Source organism: Devosia sp., assembly GCF_035944845.1.
In the GTDB taxonomy this organism is placed as follows: Bacteria; Pseudomonadota; Alphaproteobacteria; order Rhizobiales; family Devosiaceae; genus Devosia_A.
This window is the reverse complement of record NZ_DASZAW010000116.1, coordinates 1-15,366: the sequence shown is the minus strand read 5'-3', so window position 1 is coordinate 15,366 and position 15,366 is coordinate 1. Positions and strand designations below refer to the sequence as shown.

Here is a 15,366-nt window from a genome sequence, read left to right as displayed (position 1 = left end):
CGACATCGATGAACGCACGTGGACGGGACGCCAGTCACATCACGTCCCGCATTCCTGCGCTCTGACCCCGCTTGACATCATACTAAAGTTTGTGAGTAATTGCTCAACGGCGAGGCAAATGCTCGCCATGGGAGGACATTGATGAAACTGCTTCCGCTTATCTCGAGCGCGCTTGTGCTTGCGCTCGGCTCGACCGCCTATGCCCAGACCAGCCTCACCATCGCCACGGTGAACAATGGCGACATGGTTCGCATGCAGGGGCTGACGGACGACTTCACCGCCAAGAACCCGGATATCCAGCTGCAGTGGGTGACGCTCGAGGAGAACATCCTGCGCGAGCGCGTCACCACCGACATCGCCACCAAGGGTGGCCAGTTCGACGTGATGACTATCGGCACCTACGAAGTGCCGATCTGGGCCAAGAACAGCTGGCTGCTGCCGCTCGACAATCTGGGCGACACCTATGATGTGGACGACTTGCTGCCCGCCATCCGCGGCGGCCTCAGCGCTGACGGCAAGCTCTACGCCGCGCCGTTCTACGGCGAATCCAGCTTCATCATGTATCGCAAGGATCTGATGGAGAAGGCTGGGCTTACCATGCCGGATGCCCCGACCTGGGAGTTCGTCGCCGACGCCGCCCGCAAAATGACCGACCGTGCCGCCGAGATCAACGGCATCTGCCTGCGCGGCAAGGCCGGCTGGGGCGAGAACATGGCGTTCCTCACCGCGATGTCGAACTCGTTCGGCGCACGCTGGTTCGACGAGGCCTGGAAGCCGCAGTTCGACCAGCCGGAATGGAAGAACACGCTGCAGTTCTATGTCGACCTGATGAAGGATGCCGGCCCGGTCGGCGCCTCCTCGAACGGCTTCAACGAGAACCTGACGCTGTTCCAGCAGGGCAAGTGCGGCATGTGGATCGACGCTACGGTGGCCGCCTCGTTCGTCACCAACGCCAAGGAATCGACGGTGGCCGACAAGGTGGGATTTGCCCTCGCCCCCGACATGGGGCTCGGCAAGCGCGGCAACTGGCTGTGGGCCTGGTCGCTCGCCATCCCGGCCGGTTCGCAGAAAGCCGATGCGGCACAGAAGTTCATCTCCTGGGCGACCAGCAAGGACTACCTGGCGCTGGTGGCCGCCAAGGAAGGCTGGGCGAACGTTCCGCCGGGCACCCGTACCTCGCTCTACGCCAACGCCGACTATCAGGCGGCCGCGCCCTTCGCCAAGATGACGCTCGACTCGATCAACGCTGCCGACCCGACCGCTCCGACGGTGAAACCGGTGCCCTATACCGGCGTGCAGTTCGTCGCCATTCCCGAGTTCGCCGGCATGGCGACCACGGTCGGCCAGCTGTTCTCGGCGGCGCTCGCCGGTTCGACCAGCGTCGATGACGCGCTGGCCCAGGCGCAGCAGACCGTCGACCGCGAAATGAAGGCGGCCGGGTACTACTGAGATTCTCCTCCCGAGCGACTGCCCGGCGGCTACGCTGCCGGGCTTCTTCTAAAAACAGGGCTGGGCAACAGCGCCAGCTCAACGCTCGATGTCATCCCTGCGAAGGCAGGGACCCAAGCCTCCGCCTGCTCGGGCTGCGAGTTGGGCCCCTGCTTTCGCAGGGGTGACCCGGTGGGTTGAAGCGGACATCCCGCCCGTCGAACGACGAGTGCGGATCGGAGGGAACAGGGACTATGGCAACCAAGCAGTCACATCGCCTCGCCCGCTGGATGATGGCGCCTTCGGTTTTCGTGCTGCTGATCTGGATGATCGTGCCGCTGGCGCTGACCATCTGGTTCGCCTTCCAGCGCTACCGGCTCACCAACCCCAACATCAAGGGGTTTGCCGGCCTCTCGAACTTCGAGTTCTTCGTCACCGACCCGGCCTTCTGGCCGGCCATCATCAACACGCTGCTGATCGTGGTCGGCGTGCTGGTGATCACGGTCGGGCTCGGCATTCTTCTCGCCTTGTTGCTCGACCAGCCGATCTGGGGCCAGGGGATCGTGCGCATCCTGATGATTTCGCCGTTCTTCGTCATGCCGCCGGTGGCGGCGGTGGTGTGGAAGCACGAGTTGATGAACCCGACCTGGGGGGTCTTCGCCGCGGTCTCGAGGTTCTTCGGACAAGAGCCGGTCAACTGGCTCGGCAATTACCCGCTGCTCTCGATCATCGTCATCGTCGCCTGGCAGTGGCTGCCGTTTGCGACGCTGATCCTGCTGACCGCCATGCAGTCGCTGAGCGAGGAACAGAAGGAGGCGGCCGAGATGGACGGCGCCAACGTGTTCCGCCGCTTCTGGTACATCATCCTGCCGCACCTGGCGCGGGCGATCACCGTGGTGATCCTGATCCAGACCATCTACCTGCTCGGCGTCTATGCCGAGATCCAGATCACCACCGGCGGCGGCCCGGGCTTTGCCAGCACGAACCTGCCCTTCCTCATCTACAACACCGGCGTGCTCGGCGGGAACATCGGCGCCGGCGCAGCCGGCGGGCTGGTGGCCGTGGTGCTGGCGAACATCGTCGCGATCTTTTTGATGCGCGCGGTGGGGAGGAACCTGGATGCTTAATCCCGAGATCCAGTGGGCCTCTCCCCCCTCCCCAACCCTCCCCGCAAGGGGGAGGGTGCCCGCCGGCGAGTGGGGCAAGACAACGACACAAGCACTGAACGGCACCTCCCCCCTTGCGGGGGAGGTTGGGAGGGGGGAGCCCCTCGAACCAATGTACGAGGGAGAACACTGATGGCCCGCGCCGTATCCACGCGCCGCAAGCTCACCATGACGGTTCTGGTCTGGCTGGTGGCGCTGATCGTGTTCTTTCCGATCCTCTACACCATCATCACCAGTTTGAAGACCGAGGGCGAAGCGGCGGCGGGGTTCTCGATGATCCCGTCCTTCACCTTCGAAAGCTATGCGGCGGTGCTGGACCAGCAGGATTACTTCCGGCCGTTCTTCAACTCGGTGATCATCTCGATCGGCTCGACCCTCGTGGCGCTGCTGATCGCGGTGCCGGCGGCCTGGGCGATGGCCTTCACGCCGACGCCCAGGACGCGCGACGTGCTGATGTGGATGCTGTCGACCAAGATGATGCCGGCAGCGGGTGTGCTGGTGCCGATGTACCTGATCTTCCTCAACACTGGCCTCCTCGACACGCTGCTCGGTCTCAGCATCATCCTGACGCTGGTGAACCTGCCGATCGTGGTGTGGATGCTCTACACCTACTTCAAGGAAATCCCGGTCGATATCCTCGAGGCGGCACGCATGGACGGCGCCACGCTGGGCAAGGAACTGGTCTATGTGCTGCTGCCGATGGCGGTGCCGGGTATCGCCTCGACCTTGCTGCTCAACGTCATACTCGCCTGGAACGAGGCGTTCTGGACGTTGCGGCTCTCCACCGACGACGCGGCGCCGCTGACCGCCTTCATCGCATCCTTCTCTTCGCCGCAAGGCCAGTTCCTCGCCAAGCTGAGCGCCGCATCGGTGCTGGCGATCCTGCCGATCCTGCTGCTCGGCTGGTTCAGCCAGAAGCAACTGGTGCGCGGTCTCACCTTCGGCGCCGTGAAATAGGGGATTTCAAATGGGCTCGATCACTCTCGAACACGTCAACAAGACCTTTGGCGGCCACCAGGTCATCCCCGATGTCTCACTCGATATCAAGGACGGCGAGTTCGTCGTCTTTGTCGGGCCCTCGGGGTGCGGCAAGTCGACTCTCCTCCGACTGATCGCCGGCCTCGAGGACACGACCTCGGGCGCCATCAAGCTCGACGGCGTCGATGTCACCGACAAGGGACCGGCGCATCGCGGCCTCGCCATGGTGTTCCAGTCCTATGCGCTCTACCCGCATATGACGGTGCGCCAGAACATCGCCTTTCCGCTGAAGATGGCCAATATCGACAAGGCCATTGCCGAGCAGAAGGTGGCGGATGCGGCCCGGGTGCTGAACCTCACCGACTATCTCGACCGCAAGCCCCGGGCGCTCTCGGGCGGGCAGCGGCAGCGCGTCGCCATCGGCCGGGCTATCGTCCGTCAGCCCAAGGCGTTCCTGTTCGACGAGCCGCTGTCGAACCTCGATGCGGCCTTGCGCGTCAACATGCGCATCGAGATCACCGAGTTGCACCAGCAGTTGAAGACCACCATGGTCTATGTGACGCACGATCAGGTGGAGGCGATGACCATGGCCGACCGCATCGTGGTGCTGAATGCCGGGCGGGTCGAACAGTTCGGCACGCCGCTCGAACTCTACAAGAGCCCGGCCAACCGGTTTGTCGCCGGCTTCATCGGCTCGCCCAAGATGAACTTTCTCGAGGGCGCCGCGGCCGGCAAGTACCAGGCCGAGGCGATCGGCGTGCGACCCGAGCACATCAGGCTGTCGCGCGATGCGGGCGAGTGGCAGGGCCGGGTCGGCGTCGCCGAACATCTCGGTTCGGACACGTTCCTCCACGTGCATGTCGATGGCGCCGGGCTGCACACGGTGCGCACGGGGGGTGAAGACGACTACCACCCAGGCGAGCAAGTGTGGCTTTCTCCCGACCCCAACCGCATCTATCGTTTCGACCGCGCCGGCCAGGCATTGCGCTGACCGGCACTTCACTCGGGCCCCAGCTGTTGCGTCGGGGCCGCAAGACCAAGGATATCAAGATGCCGATCGAACTCTCCGTCGAAGCCCTGCCGGAGATCTCCCGCATTGCCGGCGTGCCGCGCTACCAGCGCGGTTCGCTGCGCGGCGGCATCGTGCATTTCGGCGTCGGCAATTTCCACCGCGCGCACCAGGCGGTCTATCTCGACAGCCTGTTCAGCCTCGGCCTCGACCACGATTTCGCGCTGATCGGCGCGGGCGTCCGCGCCAACGATGCGGATATGCGGGAAAAGCTCCTGGGGCAGGACTACCTCACCACCGTGGTGGAGCAGGAAGCCGGCGGCACCTCGGCGCGAGTCACCGGCGCGATGGTGGATTTCCTGCCGGTGGGCGACCTCGCGGCGATCAGCGAGACGCTGGCCGACCCGCAGGTCCGCATCGTGTCGCTGACGGTGACCGAGGGCGGCTACTACATCGATCCGGCCTCGCAGCGCTTTGACGCCAACCACCCCGATATCGTCGCCGACAGCGTCAATCCGGAAGCCCCGAAGACGGTGTTCGGCTTGATCCTTCTCGGCCTGCAGCTGCGCAAGGAACGTGGCGTCGGGCCATTCACGGTGATGAGCTGCGACAACATCCCGGGCAATGGCCACGTGACGCAGAACGCGGTGGCGGGGCTGGCCGAGCTGATCAACCCCGAGCTTGCCAGCTGGGTGCGGGAAGCGGTGGCCTTTCCCAACGGCATGGTCGACCGCATCACTCCGGCGACCGGCCCGCGCGAGCGCGCCGCGCTCGAGGCCGATTTCGGCATCGTCGATGCCTGGCCGGTGTTCTGCGAAGAGTTCAAGCAATGGGTGCTGGAAGATCACTTCCCCGCCGGCCGCCCGGCGCTGGAAAAGGTCGGCGTGCAGTTCGTGCCCGATGTCGCGCCCTACGAGCACATGAAGATCCGCATTCTCAATGGCGGGCACGCGACCATCGCCTATCCCGGCGGCTTGCTCGACATTCACTTCGTGCACGAGGCAATGGAGCATCCGCTGATCCGCGCCTTTCTCGAAAAGGTCGAGCGCGAGGAGATCGTGCCGGTGGTGCCGCCGGTGCCCGACACCGACCTCGACGACTATTACAGGCTGATCGAACGGCGCTTCAGTAACCCCAAGATCGGCGACACTATCCAGCGGCTCTGCCTCGACGGCTCCAACCGCCAACCGAAATTCATCCTGCCCTCCGCGGCGGATCGGCTGGCCGCCGGCCAGTCGGTGACCGGACTGGCGCTGGTTTCGGCGCTGTGGGCCCGTTACTGCTATGGCGAAAGCGACAGCGGCAAACCGATCCCACCGAACGATCCCAACTGGGAGCGGCTGACGGCGCTGGCCAAACAGGCCAGAACCGACCCCGCGGCGTGGTTGTCGATGGGCGACATTTTCGGGCCGCTCGCCAGCGACCCGACCTATGTCGCAGCTTTCACCACGGCGCTGTCGAGCCTGTGGTCGCGCGGCACCAAGGCGACGCTGGAGGCTTATCTGGGTGGCACGCTTTAGGCGGGCCTACCATTACACTCGCGAGGCGGTGGTTGGGCTCGATCTGTCCTACCCACCGGGTGTCATCCCTGCGAAAGCAGGGACCCATGTCACCGCCCGCACCCCATTGGGCGCTGACTCATAATAAAAATCGCCCCCGCACATAACTTGCCGAAGCGGTTGTCGCCCGGCTACCGATAGGCCGGGAGAGGTTACGTGGCGCCGATCAAGCTCGTCATCTTCGATTGCGACGGCGTGCTGGTGGACAGCGAGCCCCTGGCCATGCGGGTGCTGCTCGAGCTGATCGCCGAGCAGGGCATCGCCATCGCGCCCGAGATGGCGTTTCGCTCCTATCTGGGCCGCAGCCTCGCCTCGATCTCGGAAAGCCTCAACCAGAGCCACGGGGCGCATCTCAGTGCCGCCTCGGTGAGCGGCATGCGCGACCGGCTCTACGCGCTCTACCGCCAGGAACTCCAGCCGACCGGCTGGATCGCCGAGGTGCTCGGCGGGCTCGAACTGCCGTTCTGCGTGGCGTCGTCCAGCCAGCCCGAACGGATCCGGCTGAGCCTCGAGTTGACGGGCCTGTTGCCCCGCTTCGAGGGACATATCTATTCGGCCAGCATGGTGGCCAACGGCAAGCCGGCGCCGGACCTGTTCCTCCACGCGGCGCAGCAAATGGGCGTGCCGCCGGAGAACTGCCTCGTCATCGAGGATTCGCCGGCCGGCATCCAGGCGGCGCGGGCCGCCGGCATGCGGGTCTTTGCCTATGTCGGCGGCAGCCATATCGCGCCGAGCGGCCTCCGGGCCGAGATCGAGGCGCTGGCGCCCGACGCGATCATCGAGGATATGCGCTCGCTGCCGGGATTGCTCGAACTCCATGCCGTTCGGGAAACCGGCCAGGCGCAGATGCTGGTGGCCGTAGATGTGGGAACGGCGAGCGCACGAGCCGGCCTCGTGACGTCATCGGGACGGCTCGTCTCGCGGGCGGAGCACCCGCTGAAGCTCAAGCGGATGGGCTCCGACATCGCCGAATACGATTCCGAGCAGATCTGGGAAGCGGTTGCCGAAGCCGTGCGCGCATCGCTGCGGCTCGCGGGCGTGCGGGCAGACGAAGCCGTGGGCATCAGCTTCGATGCAACCTGCTCACTGGTGGTGCGCGACGGCAATGGTGCTCCGCTGCCCGTCAGCCCGGGTGGCGAGACGCGCTGGGACACCATCGCCTGGTTCGACCACCGGGCGCAGGCCGAGGCCGAAGAATGCACGGCGGGCGGCCATCACGTGCTCGATTTCATTGGCGGCACCATGTCGCCGGAAATGGAAGTGCCCAAGCTGATGTGGCTGAAGCGCCATGCGCCCGAGAGCTGGGGCCAGGCCGGGCAGATATTTGACCTCGCCGATTTCCTGACCTGGAAGGCATCGGGATCGAATGCGCGTTCGGCCTGCACGCTCACCTGCAAATGGGCGTACCTCGCCCATGAGGGTCAAGGCTGGCAGCCCGAATTCCTCACCTCGGTGGGCCTCGACGACCTGTTCGAGCGCGCGGGCTTGCCGGAGCAGGCCAGCCCCATCGGCAAGGCGCTCGGACCGCTGAATGAAGCTGCAGCGACACAGCTCGGCCTCACGACAGGTTGCGTGGTTGGTGTCGGGCTGATCGATGCGCATGCCGGCGCGCTGGGGGCGCTGGCGGATTTCGCCGGAGACGCGACCAACCTCCATCGGCACCTGGCGCTGGTAGCGGGGACCTCGAGCTGCGTGATGGCGCTCTCGGAACACCCGATGCCGATGCCAGGCGCGTGGGGGCCCTATGCCAATGCGGTGTTTCCCGGCAGCTGGCTCAACGAGGCCGGCCAGTCGGCGACCGGCGCCCTGCTCGACCACGTGCTGCGCATGCACGCCGCCGGCGGCGAACCGACGCAGCAGTTGCATCGTCGGGTGATCGAGCGGGTGCTGGCACTGCGCAGCAGCGAAGGTGTCGACCTCGCCCCTCAACTACACGTGCTGCCCGATTTTCACGGCAACCGTTCGCCGCTGGCCGACCCACGCGCCCTGGGGGTGATTTCAGGCCTGTCGCTCGACAGTGACTTCGACAGTCTCTGCCGCCTCTACTGGCGCAGCGCGGTAGCGGTCGCCGTGCAAGTGCGGCACATAATCGAGGTCCTGAAGGCACGCGGCTATGCTGCAGAAACCCTGCACATCGCCGGTGGCCACAGCCACAACCCGTTACTGATGGAACTCTATGCCGACGCCCTGCCGGCCGTGGTGATCGAGTCCACGGCGGCGGACCCGACGCTGCTCGGCGTCGCCATGGTGGCAGCCACTGCCGCCGGCCTTCATGTCGATCTGCCCACGGCATGCCGCGCGATGGCGCAGCCCGGCATCCAGCGATCGGCGAACCTTGAGGCACGGTTACGGCTCGAGCGGGACTATCGGAGCCAGTTGGCCATGCAGCGCCACCGCGCGGAGTTGGTGGCGTTGGGGGTTACTGGCTGACGCACCTAGCCAAGCGCGTCGACGTAGCGCGCGAAGCCATCGGATGGGATGTCGATGAGCGGGCGCATGCGCCGTAAAGGACCTGCAGGTCAGCTTCGGCGCAGGCACCGAGATGGTGAGCGGTGCCCGTCAGATCGCCTCATAGCTGGTTTCGAGGCACTTGCCAGTGAGTTGCCTACGACCGGGTGGGGCCTTGGTTGGCGGGGATACGGGCGGATGCGCTGCTAGCGCATCAGGTGGCCGCCGTCGGCGATGATCGTCTGACCGGTGAAGATGCGGGCATTGTCGGAGGCGAGGAACAGCGCCAGGCTCGCAATGTCCTCTGCTTCGACCAGGTGCTTGACGGCCTGCCGCCCGATGGTTTCGGTCACATAGTCGGGGTCAGTCGCCGTTCGTTCAACCACCGTCCGCCCCGGGGCGATGCACATCACGCGAATCCCTGCCGCGCCGAGGTCGCGCGCCAGGCACTGGGTGAAGCCACCGATCGCCGCCTTCGCCGTGCCATAGGCGATGAGGCCGGCGGCGCCCTGCATCCACGAGGTCGAGCCGAGGTTGATGATGACGCCGCCGCCGGCGGCTTCCATGTCCGGCGTTACCGCCTGCGCCGCAAAGGCGAGATGGCGGAGGTTGGTCGCCATGCGGTCGTCCCAATAGTCCGGGGTGATAGTGCGGAAGTCGTGGCGGGTATCGCTGCCGGCATTGTTGATGAGGATGCGGATCGGCCCGAGCTCGGAGCGGATCGCCGCAATGGCCCCCCGCAACGCCTCGACGTCGGTTACATCGGCAACCTGGGTCGCTACCGTGCCGTCGATCATCCCGGCCGTCCGTTCAAGCCCGGCGACATCGCGGTCGATCAGACCAACCTGGGCACCCTGCCCCGCAAAGGCCAGCGCCATGGCGCGGCCGATACCCGCGCCGGCGCCGGTGATCAGCACCGGACGGCCGGCAAGGCTGGGGTACTGGTTGGACAGGCTCATCGGCCGAACGTCCCGCTCGGCTGGCCACGCACGCCCGCGTCGATGGCGAAGATGCCGCCCGACAGCGGCGCCTCCACCAGCATGCGCTCGGCGAGGCGGATGCGGCCCGAGGTGATGTAGAGCGTCTCGAGCCTGTCGCCGCCGAAGCAGCAGCTCGAAGGGCGCGGCACCGGCACGCCGACGACCCGATCCAGTCGGCCATCCGGCGCATAGCGGCGCACTGCCCAGCCGTCCCACACCGCGACCCAGATATAGCCCTCGGCATCGACGGTGAGGCCGTCGGGCTTGCCTTCGACCGGCGGAATCTGGATCACGCTGCGGCGGTTCGACAGGGTGCCGGCCTCGATGTCGAAGTCATAGGCAAACACGCACCCCTCGGCCGAGTCGGCGAAATACATCAGCCGGTCATCCGGGCTCCAGCCCATGCCGTTCGAGACGGTAAAGCCGGTATCGTGCCGGCGCCATTTGCCGTCCGCCTCGATCGAATAGAGCGACCCCGCCGGCCGCGACGCATCGAGGGCCATCGAGCCGGCCCAGAAGCGCCCGCGGCGGTCGCATTTGGCATCGTTGAAGCGATTGGTCTCGATGTCGGCTTCGGGGTCGACGACCGGCGTCAGCTCGCCATTGGCGATGTCCAGCAGCTCAAGGCCGTTCTGCGTCATCACCGCATAGCCGCCGGCGGCGCGCGCGGCGATAGCGGTGACCATGCGTGACACCTTGGTGGTGGTATCCTGGCCGGTGGCTGGATCGAACACATGCACCGCCGGCGCCAGGATATCGAGCCAGACGAGACGGCTGTCGGTGTCGCTCCATATCGGTCCCTCGCCCAGATGCGCCGCCACCGGCAAGACACACTCGGCATTGGCCGCCACCGCGATGCGCGGCCGGTCCGGGGCATTGATGCTCATCGCTGTGGCTCCGACATTGCCCGAAATGCGCCGGGCTGCTTCCATCAAGTCGCGGCCGATGGTGTGGAGGCGCTCGACCGAAATGCGTTCGCGCGGACCGGAGACGCCGATCGCGGCGATCGGTTCATGCCGATGGTCGAGCACCGGCGCCGCCACCGACACCACGCCCGCGACGTGCTCCTCGATCGACAGCGCATAGCCGCGAGCCCGCGTGAGCCCGAGATCGGCCAAGAGCCCCGGCTCGTCCGGTGGAATCTTGGTCGGATCGCCGGAATTGCGCAGTTCGGCGATCAGGTCATGCTGCCGGTGCGGCGCGAGGAAGGCCAGCAGCGCCTTGCCGCCCGAGGTGCAGTGCAACGGGGCGCGACGCCCCACCTCGATGCGGAAGCCAAAGGCGTCCGCCCCCAGCCGCCGGTCGATATAGAGGATCGCGCCACTCTCGATCTCGCAGAGCGACACCGTCTCGTGGGTGAGATCGGCGAGCCGATCGAGCTCGGGAGCGGCGGCGCCCCGCAGGTCGAATTCGTCCCAGACCTTATGCGCCAGCTCGAACAGCCGCGGCCCCAGTCGATAGGTCTGGTCGGCATCGTTGAAGCGGATCAGCCGGAACTCCATCAGCGCTTCGAGGATGCGGTGCAACGTACCCTTGGGAAAGCCGGTCAGCTTGAGCAACTGGGTGAAGCGCTGCGGCCGGTCGACCTCGCCGAGCAGGTCGAGCACATAGAGCCCCTTGCCCAAGGCCGAGGTGCCCATGGGCATTTCATGCCCGCCCAGTTGCTTTGCGTCGATCGGCATCCCGGCTCCAGTTCAGCTGATTGCCTGTTCTGTAGCCGGGTCGAACAGGTGGACGGAAGCCTGCGGCTTCAGACCCAGCCGGATTGTCCCCCCGGAAAGCGGTGTGCCGACGTCGTAGAGCCGGGCGATCAGCGTGCCGTTGCCGAGCGGCTGATGCTCGTGCTCGCCCGCCACCGCCGTCGCGACCTGCTGTCCGGGCAGCTTGAAGTGCACATAGGCCTCGGTGCCGAGGCTCTCGACCAGCGTCGGCGTGATCTCCAGTGCCGGCGCATCGTCGCGCGCCAGGTCCAGCGATTCCGGACGGATGCCGCAGATCACGGTCTTGCCAAGATAGGCCGCTGCCGCCTCGGCCACCGGCAGCCTGAGGCCGCCAGCATCGATATTAAGGCCTCGATCGTCGCGCTGCACCTTGCCACTAAGGAAGTTCATCGCCGGCGAACCGATGAAACCGGCGACGAACATGTTGGCCGGGTGATTGAACAGCGTGTCAGGCGAGCCGATCTGCTGCACCACGCCCTTTCGCATGATGACGATGCGGTCGGCCATGGTCATGGCCTCGGTCTGGTCGTGGGTAACGTAGATCGTGGTCACGCCGATGCGCCGTTGCAGCGCGGTGATCTCGGCCCGCATCTGCACGCGCAGCGCTGCATCGAGGTTGGACAGCGGCTCGTCCATCAGGAACACTCGCGGCTCGCGGACAATCGCCCGGCCCAGCGCCACGCGCTGCCGCTGCCCACCCGACAGGGCCTTGGGGCGGCGCTCGAGCAGGTCGCTGATTTCGAGCGCCTGGGCCGCCCGCTCGACGCGCTGGTTGATCTGCTTCTTGTCGGTGCCCCGCATCATCAAGCCGAAACCGATATTCTGCCGCACTGTCAGGTGCGGGTAGAGCGCGTAGTTCTGAAACACCATGGCGATGTCGCGCTTGGCCGGCGCCAGCTCGGTGACATCCTCGCCGCCGATGATGATGCTGCCGGTGCTGGCGGCCTCGAGCCCGGCGAGGATCTTGAGCGCCGTCGACTTGCCGCACCCTGAAGGGCCGACGAAGACGATGAACTCGCCGTCCTTGACGTCCAGCGACATGTCGTGGAGCGCCTGGAAAGTGCCGTAGCGCTTGTTGAGGTTCTGGATCTGGATATCGGCCATCGGACTATTTCCCAGCGCCAGCGGTCATTCCGCCGACGAGAAAGCGTTGCAGGAAGAGGTAGGCGATCATGATCGGCAGCGCCGCCAGCAGCGAGGCCGCCATCACCAGGTTCCAGTCGGTCTGGTACTCGCCCTTGAAGGTGGCGATGCCGAGGTTGACCGTCCAACTGTCGGCATTGTTGGCAAGGAACGTGCGGGCGAACAGATAATCGGCCCAACTCAAGACGAATCCATAAAGCGAGGTAGCGGCCAGCCCGGGCGCCGCCACCGGCAGGATCACCCGAAACAGCGCCCCCCAGGGCGTACAGCCATCGACCTGCGCCGCCTGCTCGAGCTCGTTGGGAATGGAGTCGAAATAACCCTTCAGCATCCAGGTGGCGAACGGCACGATCCCCGTGGCGTGGGCAAAGATCAGCGACCAGAGCGATCCCATCAGGCCCAGGGAGCGCATGATGCCGAACAGCGGGATAATCAGCATGGTGGCCGGCAGCATCTTGCTCATCAGGATGAACAGGCCGACATTCTCGCTGCTTTTCGTCTGGTAGCGCGACAGGCTGTAGCCCGCCAGCACCGCGGCCACCATCGAGATGCCGGTGGCGGTGACGGCGACAATTGCCGAGTTTGCCATCCAGCGCAGGATGTCGGTCTCGATGAACAGCCTGATATAGGTCTGCCACTGCGGGTCAGGTGGCAGGAAATGCGGCGGGTAGGCGCGCAGCGATCCGGGTGGCTGCAGCGAGGTGACCACCATCCAGTAGACCGGGAACAGCACCACGGCACAGGCGACGATCACCGTCGCGTAGAGCAGGATGGATTGCCAGAGCTTGCGTTTCATCGTGCGCCCCCTCAGAACACGGCGTGGCTGGTCTTTTTGACCAGGAAGGCGCTGATCAGCGCGCAGATGACCAGCGTCACGACGCCCAGCGCCGAGGCGTAGCCCATGCGGAAGAACGAGAAGGCTTCCTCATAGGTCATGATGGCGAGCGTCTCGGTGGCACCCACCGGGCCACCGCCGGTCAGCACGTTGATGATCGAAAAGTCGCGGAACACCCACAGCACGGTCAGCACCAGCGACACCCCGAGCACCGGCATCAGGCAGGGCAGCGTGATCCAGATGAAGCGCTTCCATACATTGGCGCCGTCGACGCGGGCCGCCTGGTAGTATTCCTCAGGGATCGACTGGAGGCCGGCGAGGATCATGATGGAAATGAACGGGAAGCCCTTCCACACCATCACCATGGTGACGGCCGAGAAAGCCGGCAGCGGCTGGTTGAGCCAGGAAATCGGCAAGCCAATCAGCCCGAGCTTGAGCAGCATCCAGTTGAGGATGCCGAACGAGGCATCGAGGATCCACAGCCAGGTGATCACCGCCACCACTTCGGGAATGGCCCAGGGCAGCGCGATCAGCATGCGGGCGACGCCACGGCCGCGGAACTGCTGGTTGACCAGCAACGCCGCGCCGAGCCCCACCAGCATCGAGATGGTGGTCACCACCACCAGCAGCTTGGCGCTGACGCCGATGGCGTTCCAGAAATCGCTCGAGGTGAAGAGTTTGACGTAGTTCTTGAGCGTGTATTCGCTGGCCCCGAAACTGAGCGTCGCGAACTTCACGTCATGAAAGCTGATCTCGATAGCGAGCAGCATCGGATAGACCAGTATCCCGAGGATCAGCAGCACTGCCGGCAGCAACAGCAGGTAGCCGAGCTTTCTGGCGTGGCGCGGACTCGCGAGATCGATGCCGAACAAGCCGGAACTGCGGCGCACCGGCGCCGTCGCCGGGCGCGGCTGGCTCAGGTCGGTCATATCAGCCTCTCCTCCTCAAGATGACTGGAAGCGGGCCGCGCACCTGCCAGTGGGCGGCCCGCCGATCATCACTGCAGCGCTTCGGCTTCGGCCTGCACGGTCGCCGCGATGGCGTCGGTCGGCAGCTTCTCGATAATCATGCGCTGGAACTGCTCAGCCGCCAGTTTGGTGAACTCGTTGTTCTGCGCTTCGAGTCCCTTGGGCATGCGATCGACACCGGCAGCCGAGGCGGCGTTGGTGGCGTCGATCAACAGCTGCATGTGCGGCACCTTCTCGAACGAGGCTGGGCCGACAGCGCCCGGACGCGGCGCCGGCGAGGCGCCGAGCTCGGAATAGAGCTCCTGGAACTTCTGGCTGGTGGCGAGCTGGATGAACTCCCAGGCCAGTTCCTTCTTTTCCTGCGGCGTCTCAGCCGCCAGGGTCAGCACATTGGACGCCCCACCCAGCGGCGGCTGCATCGGCGAAGCCGCGTATTTCAGGTGCGGCTGGATCGCCGGATCGGCCTTCTGCAGGAAGGCGTTGATCCACGGGCCATTGAGGCGCATGGCGACCTTGCCTTCGATGAACAGTTGGTCGAGCTCGGCCCCACCCGGCGGCACCAGCCCCTCATCCACCAGCGTGCGCCAGCGGTTGATCCCCTCGATGGTCTCGGGGGTATTGATGGTGACCTTGCCCTCATTATTGGTCCAGCGACCGCCGGCCGACAGCACGTAGATCAGCATGTCGTTGGTCCAGCCGGAATTGGCCGAAACCATGTGCACGCCGGTGCCGTAGACATCCTTGATGCCGTCGCCATCGCGATCGATGGTGGTGGCGCGGGCCGCCGCGAGGAACTCTTCCCAGGTCTTGGGCGGTTCGGCGATGCCGGCCTCGGCGAGGATCTGCTCGTTATAGGCCATGATGTACCCGAAATAGAGCATCATGATGCACTGGGTCTTGCCGTCCCATTCGCAGACGCTCTGGCCAGCCCAGCCATTCAGATCCATGCCCGATTTCTCGATCCAGGGACCGAGGTCCTCGAGCCAGCCATTCTCGGCGAAGGTGACATATTCGAACGAGGTGAGATGCACGATGTCGGGCGCCGAGCCGGCGGCGAACTGGGTGATCATCGCGTCCGAATAGCCGTCGCGCGGCATCAGCGTGAAATCGATCTTGACGTCCGGATGGGTC

Annotated in this window: 12 protein-coding genes and 1 pseudogene; 7 read left to right on the top strand and 6 right to left on the bottom strand. The window is 65.5% G+C overall.

Features of this window, described 5'->3' with window-relative positions; translation table 11 throughout:
• The first annotated feature begins 141 nt into the window (after window positions 1–141).
• The 7 genes and pseudogenes from VGV07_RS23375 to VGV07_RS23345 all read left to right on the top strand — a co-directional run bounded on the left by VGV07_RS23375 (window position 142) and on the right by VGV07_RS23345 (window position 8,570).
• Window positions 142–1,449, top strand: coding sequence for a sugar ABC transporter substrate-binding protein (locus VGV07_RS23375; protein ID WP_326871152.1), 1,308 nt, complete (start codon window positions 142–144; stop codon window positions 1,447–1,449).
• Window positions 1,450–1,682: 233 nt separating this feature from the next.
• Entirely contained in the window at window positions 1,683–2,555 is an 873-nt protein-coding gene (locus VGV07_RS23370) for a sugar ABC transporter permease (RefSeq protein WP_326871151.1), read from the top strand.
• A gap of 171 nt (window positions 2,556–2,726) precedes the next feature.
• Window positions 2,727–3,551: a carbohydrate ABC transporter permease gene (locus tag VGV07_RS23365; RefSeq protein ID WP_326871150.1), complete on the top strand. Its 825-nt coding sequence runs from the start codon at window positions 2,727–2,729 to the stop codon at window positions 3,549–3,551.
• A 10-nt stretch (window positions 3,552–3,561) separates the two neighbouring features.
• Entirely contained in the window at window positions 3,562–4,563 is a 1,002-nt protein-coding gene (locus VGV07_RS23360; protein WP_326871149.1) for an ABC transporter ATP-binding protein, read from the top strand.
• A gap of 59 nt (window positions 4,564–4,622) precedes the next feature.
• Window positions 4,623–6,101, top strand: a complete 1,479-nt coding sequence (locus VGV07_RS23355; RefSeq protein WP_326871148.1) for a mannitol dehydrogenase family protein — start codon at window positions 4,623–4,625, stop codon at window positions 6,099–6,101.
• A gap of 195 nt (window positions 6,102–6,296) precedes the next feature.
• Window positions 6,297–6,920 (top strand): annotated as a pseudogene (locus VGV07_RS23350) (HAD family hydrolase); the annotation flags it as partial.
• A gap of 66 nt (window positions 6,921–6,986) precedes the next feature.
• Complete coding sequence (locus tag VGV07_RS23345; protein WP_326871171.1) at window positions 6,987–8,570, top strand: FGGY-family carbohydrate kinase; 1,584 nt, start codon at window positions 6,987–6,989, stop codon at window positions 8,568–8,570.
• Between the two features lie 224 nt (window positions 8,571–8,794).
• On the opposite strand, the gene VGV07_RS23340 is transcribed toward VGV07_RS23345, so the two are convergent.
• The 6 genes from VGV07_RS23340 to VGV07_RS23315 all read right to left on the bottom strand — a co-directional run.
• On the bottom strand, window positions 8,795–9,547 hold the full coding sequence (locus VGV07_RS23340; protein ID WP_326871147.1) for an SDR family NAD(P)-dependent oxidoreductase: 753 nt from the start codon (window positions 9,545–9,547) through the stop codon (window positions 8,795–8,797).
• Window positions 9,544–11,250, bottom strand: a complete 1,707-nt coding sequence (locus tag VGV07_RS23335; RefSeq protein WP_326871146.1) for an SMP-30/gluconolactonase/LRE family protein — start codon at window positions 11,248–11,250, stop codon at window positions 9,544–9,546. The genes VGV07_RS23340 and VGV07_RS23335 overlap by 4 nt, the downstream gene beginning before the upstream one ends.
• A gap of 12 nt (window positions 11,251–11,262) precedes the next feature.
• Window positions 11,263–12,393 (bottom strand): sn-glycerol-3-phosphate ABC transporter ATP-binding protein UgpC, encoded by a 1,131-nt coding sequence (locus VGV07_RS23330; RefSeq protein WP_326871145.1) that lies wholly within the window; start codon window positions 12,391–12,393, stop codon window positions 11,263–11,265.
• 4 nt (window positions 12,394–12,397) lie between these two features.
• Complete coding sequence (locus VGV07_RS23325; RefSeq protein ID WP_326871144.1) at window positions 12,398–13,228, bottom strand: carbohydrate ABC transporter permease; 831 nt, start codon at window positions 13,226–13,228, stop codon at window positions 12,398–12,400.
• 11 nt (window positions 13,229–13,239) lie between these two features.
• Window positions 13,240–14,196 (bottom strand): sugar ABC transporter permease, encoded by a 957-nt coding sequence (locus tag VGV07_RS23320; protein ID WP_326871143.1) that lies wholly within the window; start codon window positions 14,194–14,196, stop codon window positions 13,240–13,242.
• 68 nt (window positions 14,197–14,264) lie between these two features.
• Window positions 14,265–15,366, bottom strand: a 1,102-nt coding sequence (locus tag VGV07_RS23315) for a sugar ABC transporter substrate-binding protein (RefSeq protein ID WP_326871142.1), incomplete at its 5' end; no start/stop codon positions are given.

Coding starts and splice junctions, on each gene's coding strand:
- VGV07_RS23340 (WP_326871147.1), bottom strand. CDS start 9,547: ATGAGCCTGTCCAACCAGTACCCCAGCCTTGCCGGCCGTCCGGTGCTG.
- VGV07_RS23330 (WP_326871145.1), bottom strand. CDS start 12,393: ATGGCCGATATCCAGATCCAGAACCTCAACAAGCGCTACGGCACTTTC.
- VGV07_RS23325 (WP_326871144.1), bottom strand. CDS start 13,228: ATGAAACGCAAGCTCTGGCAATCCATCCTGCTCTACGCGACGGTGATC.
- VGV07_RS23370 (WP_326871151.1), top strand. CDS start 1,683: ATGGCAACCAAGCAGTCACATCGCCTCGCCCGCTGGATGATGGCGCCT.
- VGV07_RS23320 (WP_326871143.1), bottom strand. CDS start 14,196: ATGACCGACCTGAGCCAGCCGCGCCCGGCGACGGCGCCGGTGCGCCGC.
- VGV07_RS23335 (WP_326871146.1), bottom strand. CDS start 11,250: ATGCCGATCGACGCAAAGCAACTGGGCGGGCATGAAATGCCCATGGGC.
- VGV07_RS23375 (WP_326871152.1), top strand. CDS start 142: ATGAAACTGCTTCCGCTTATCTCGAGCGCGCTTGTGCTTGCGCTCGGC.
- VGV07_RS23355 (WP_326871148.1), top strand. CDS start 4,623: ATGCCGATCGAACTCTCCGTCGAAGCCCTGCCGGAGATCTCCCGCATT.
- VGV07_RS23345 (WP_326871171.1), top strand. CDS start 6,987: ATGCTGGTGGCCGTAGATGTGGGAACGGCGAGCGCACGAGCCGGCCTC.
- VGV07_RS23365 (WP_326871150.1), top strand. CDS start 2,727: ATGGCCCGCGCCGTATCCACGCGCCGCAAGCTCACCATGACGGTTCTG.
- VGV07_RS23360 (WP_326871149.1), top strand. CDS start 3,562: ATGGGCTCGATCACTCTCGAACACGTCAACAAGACCTTTGGCGGCCAC.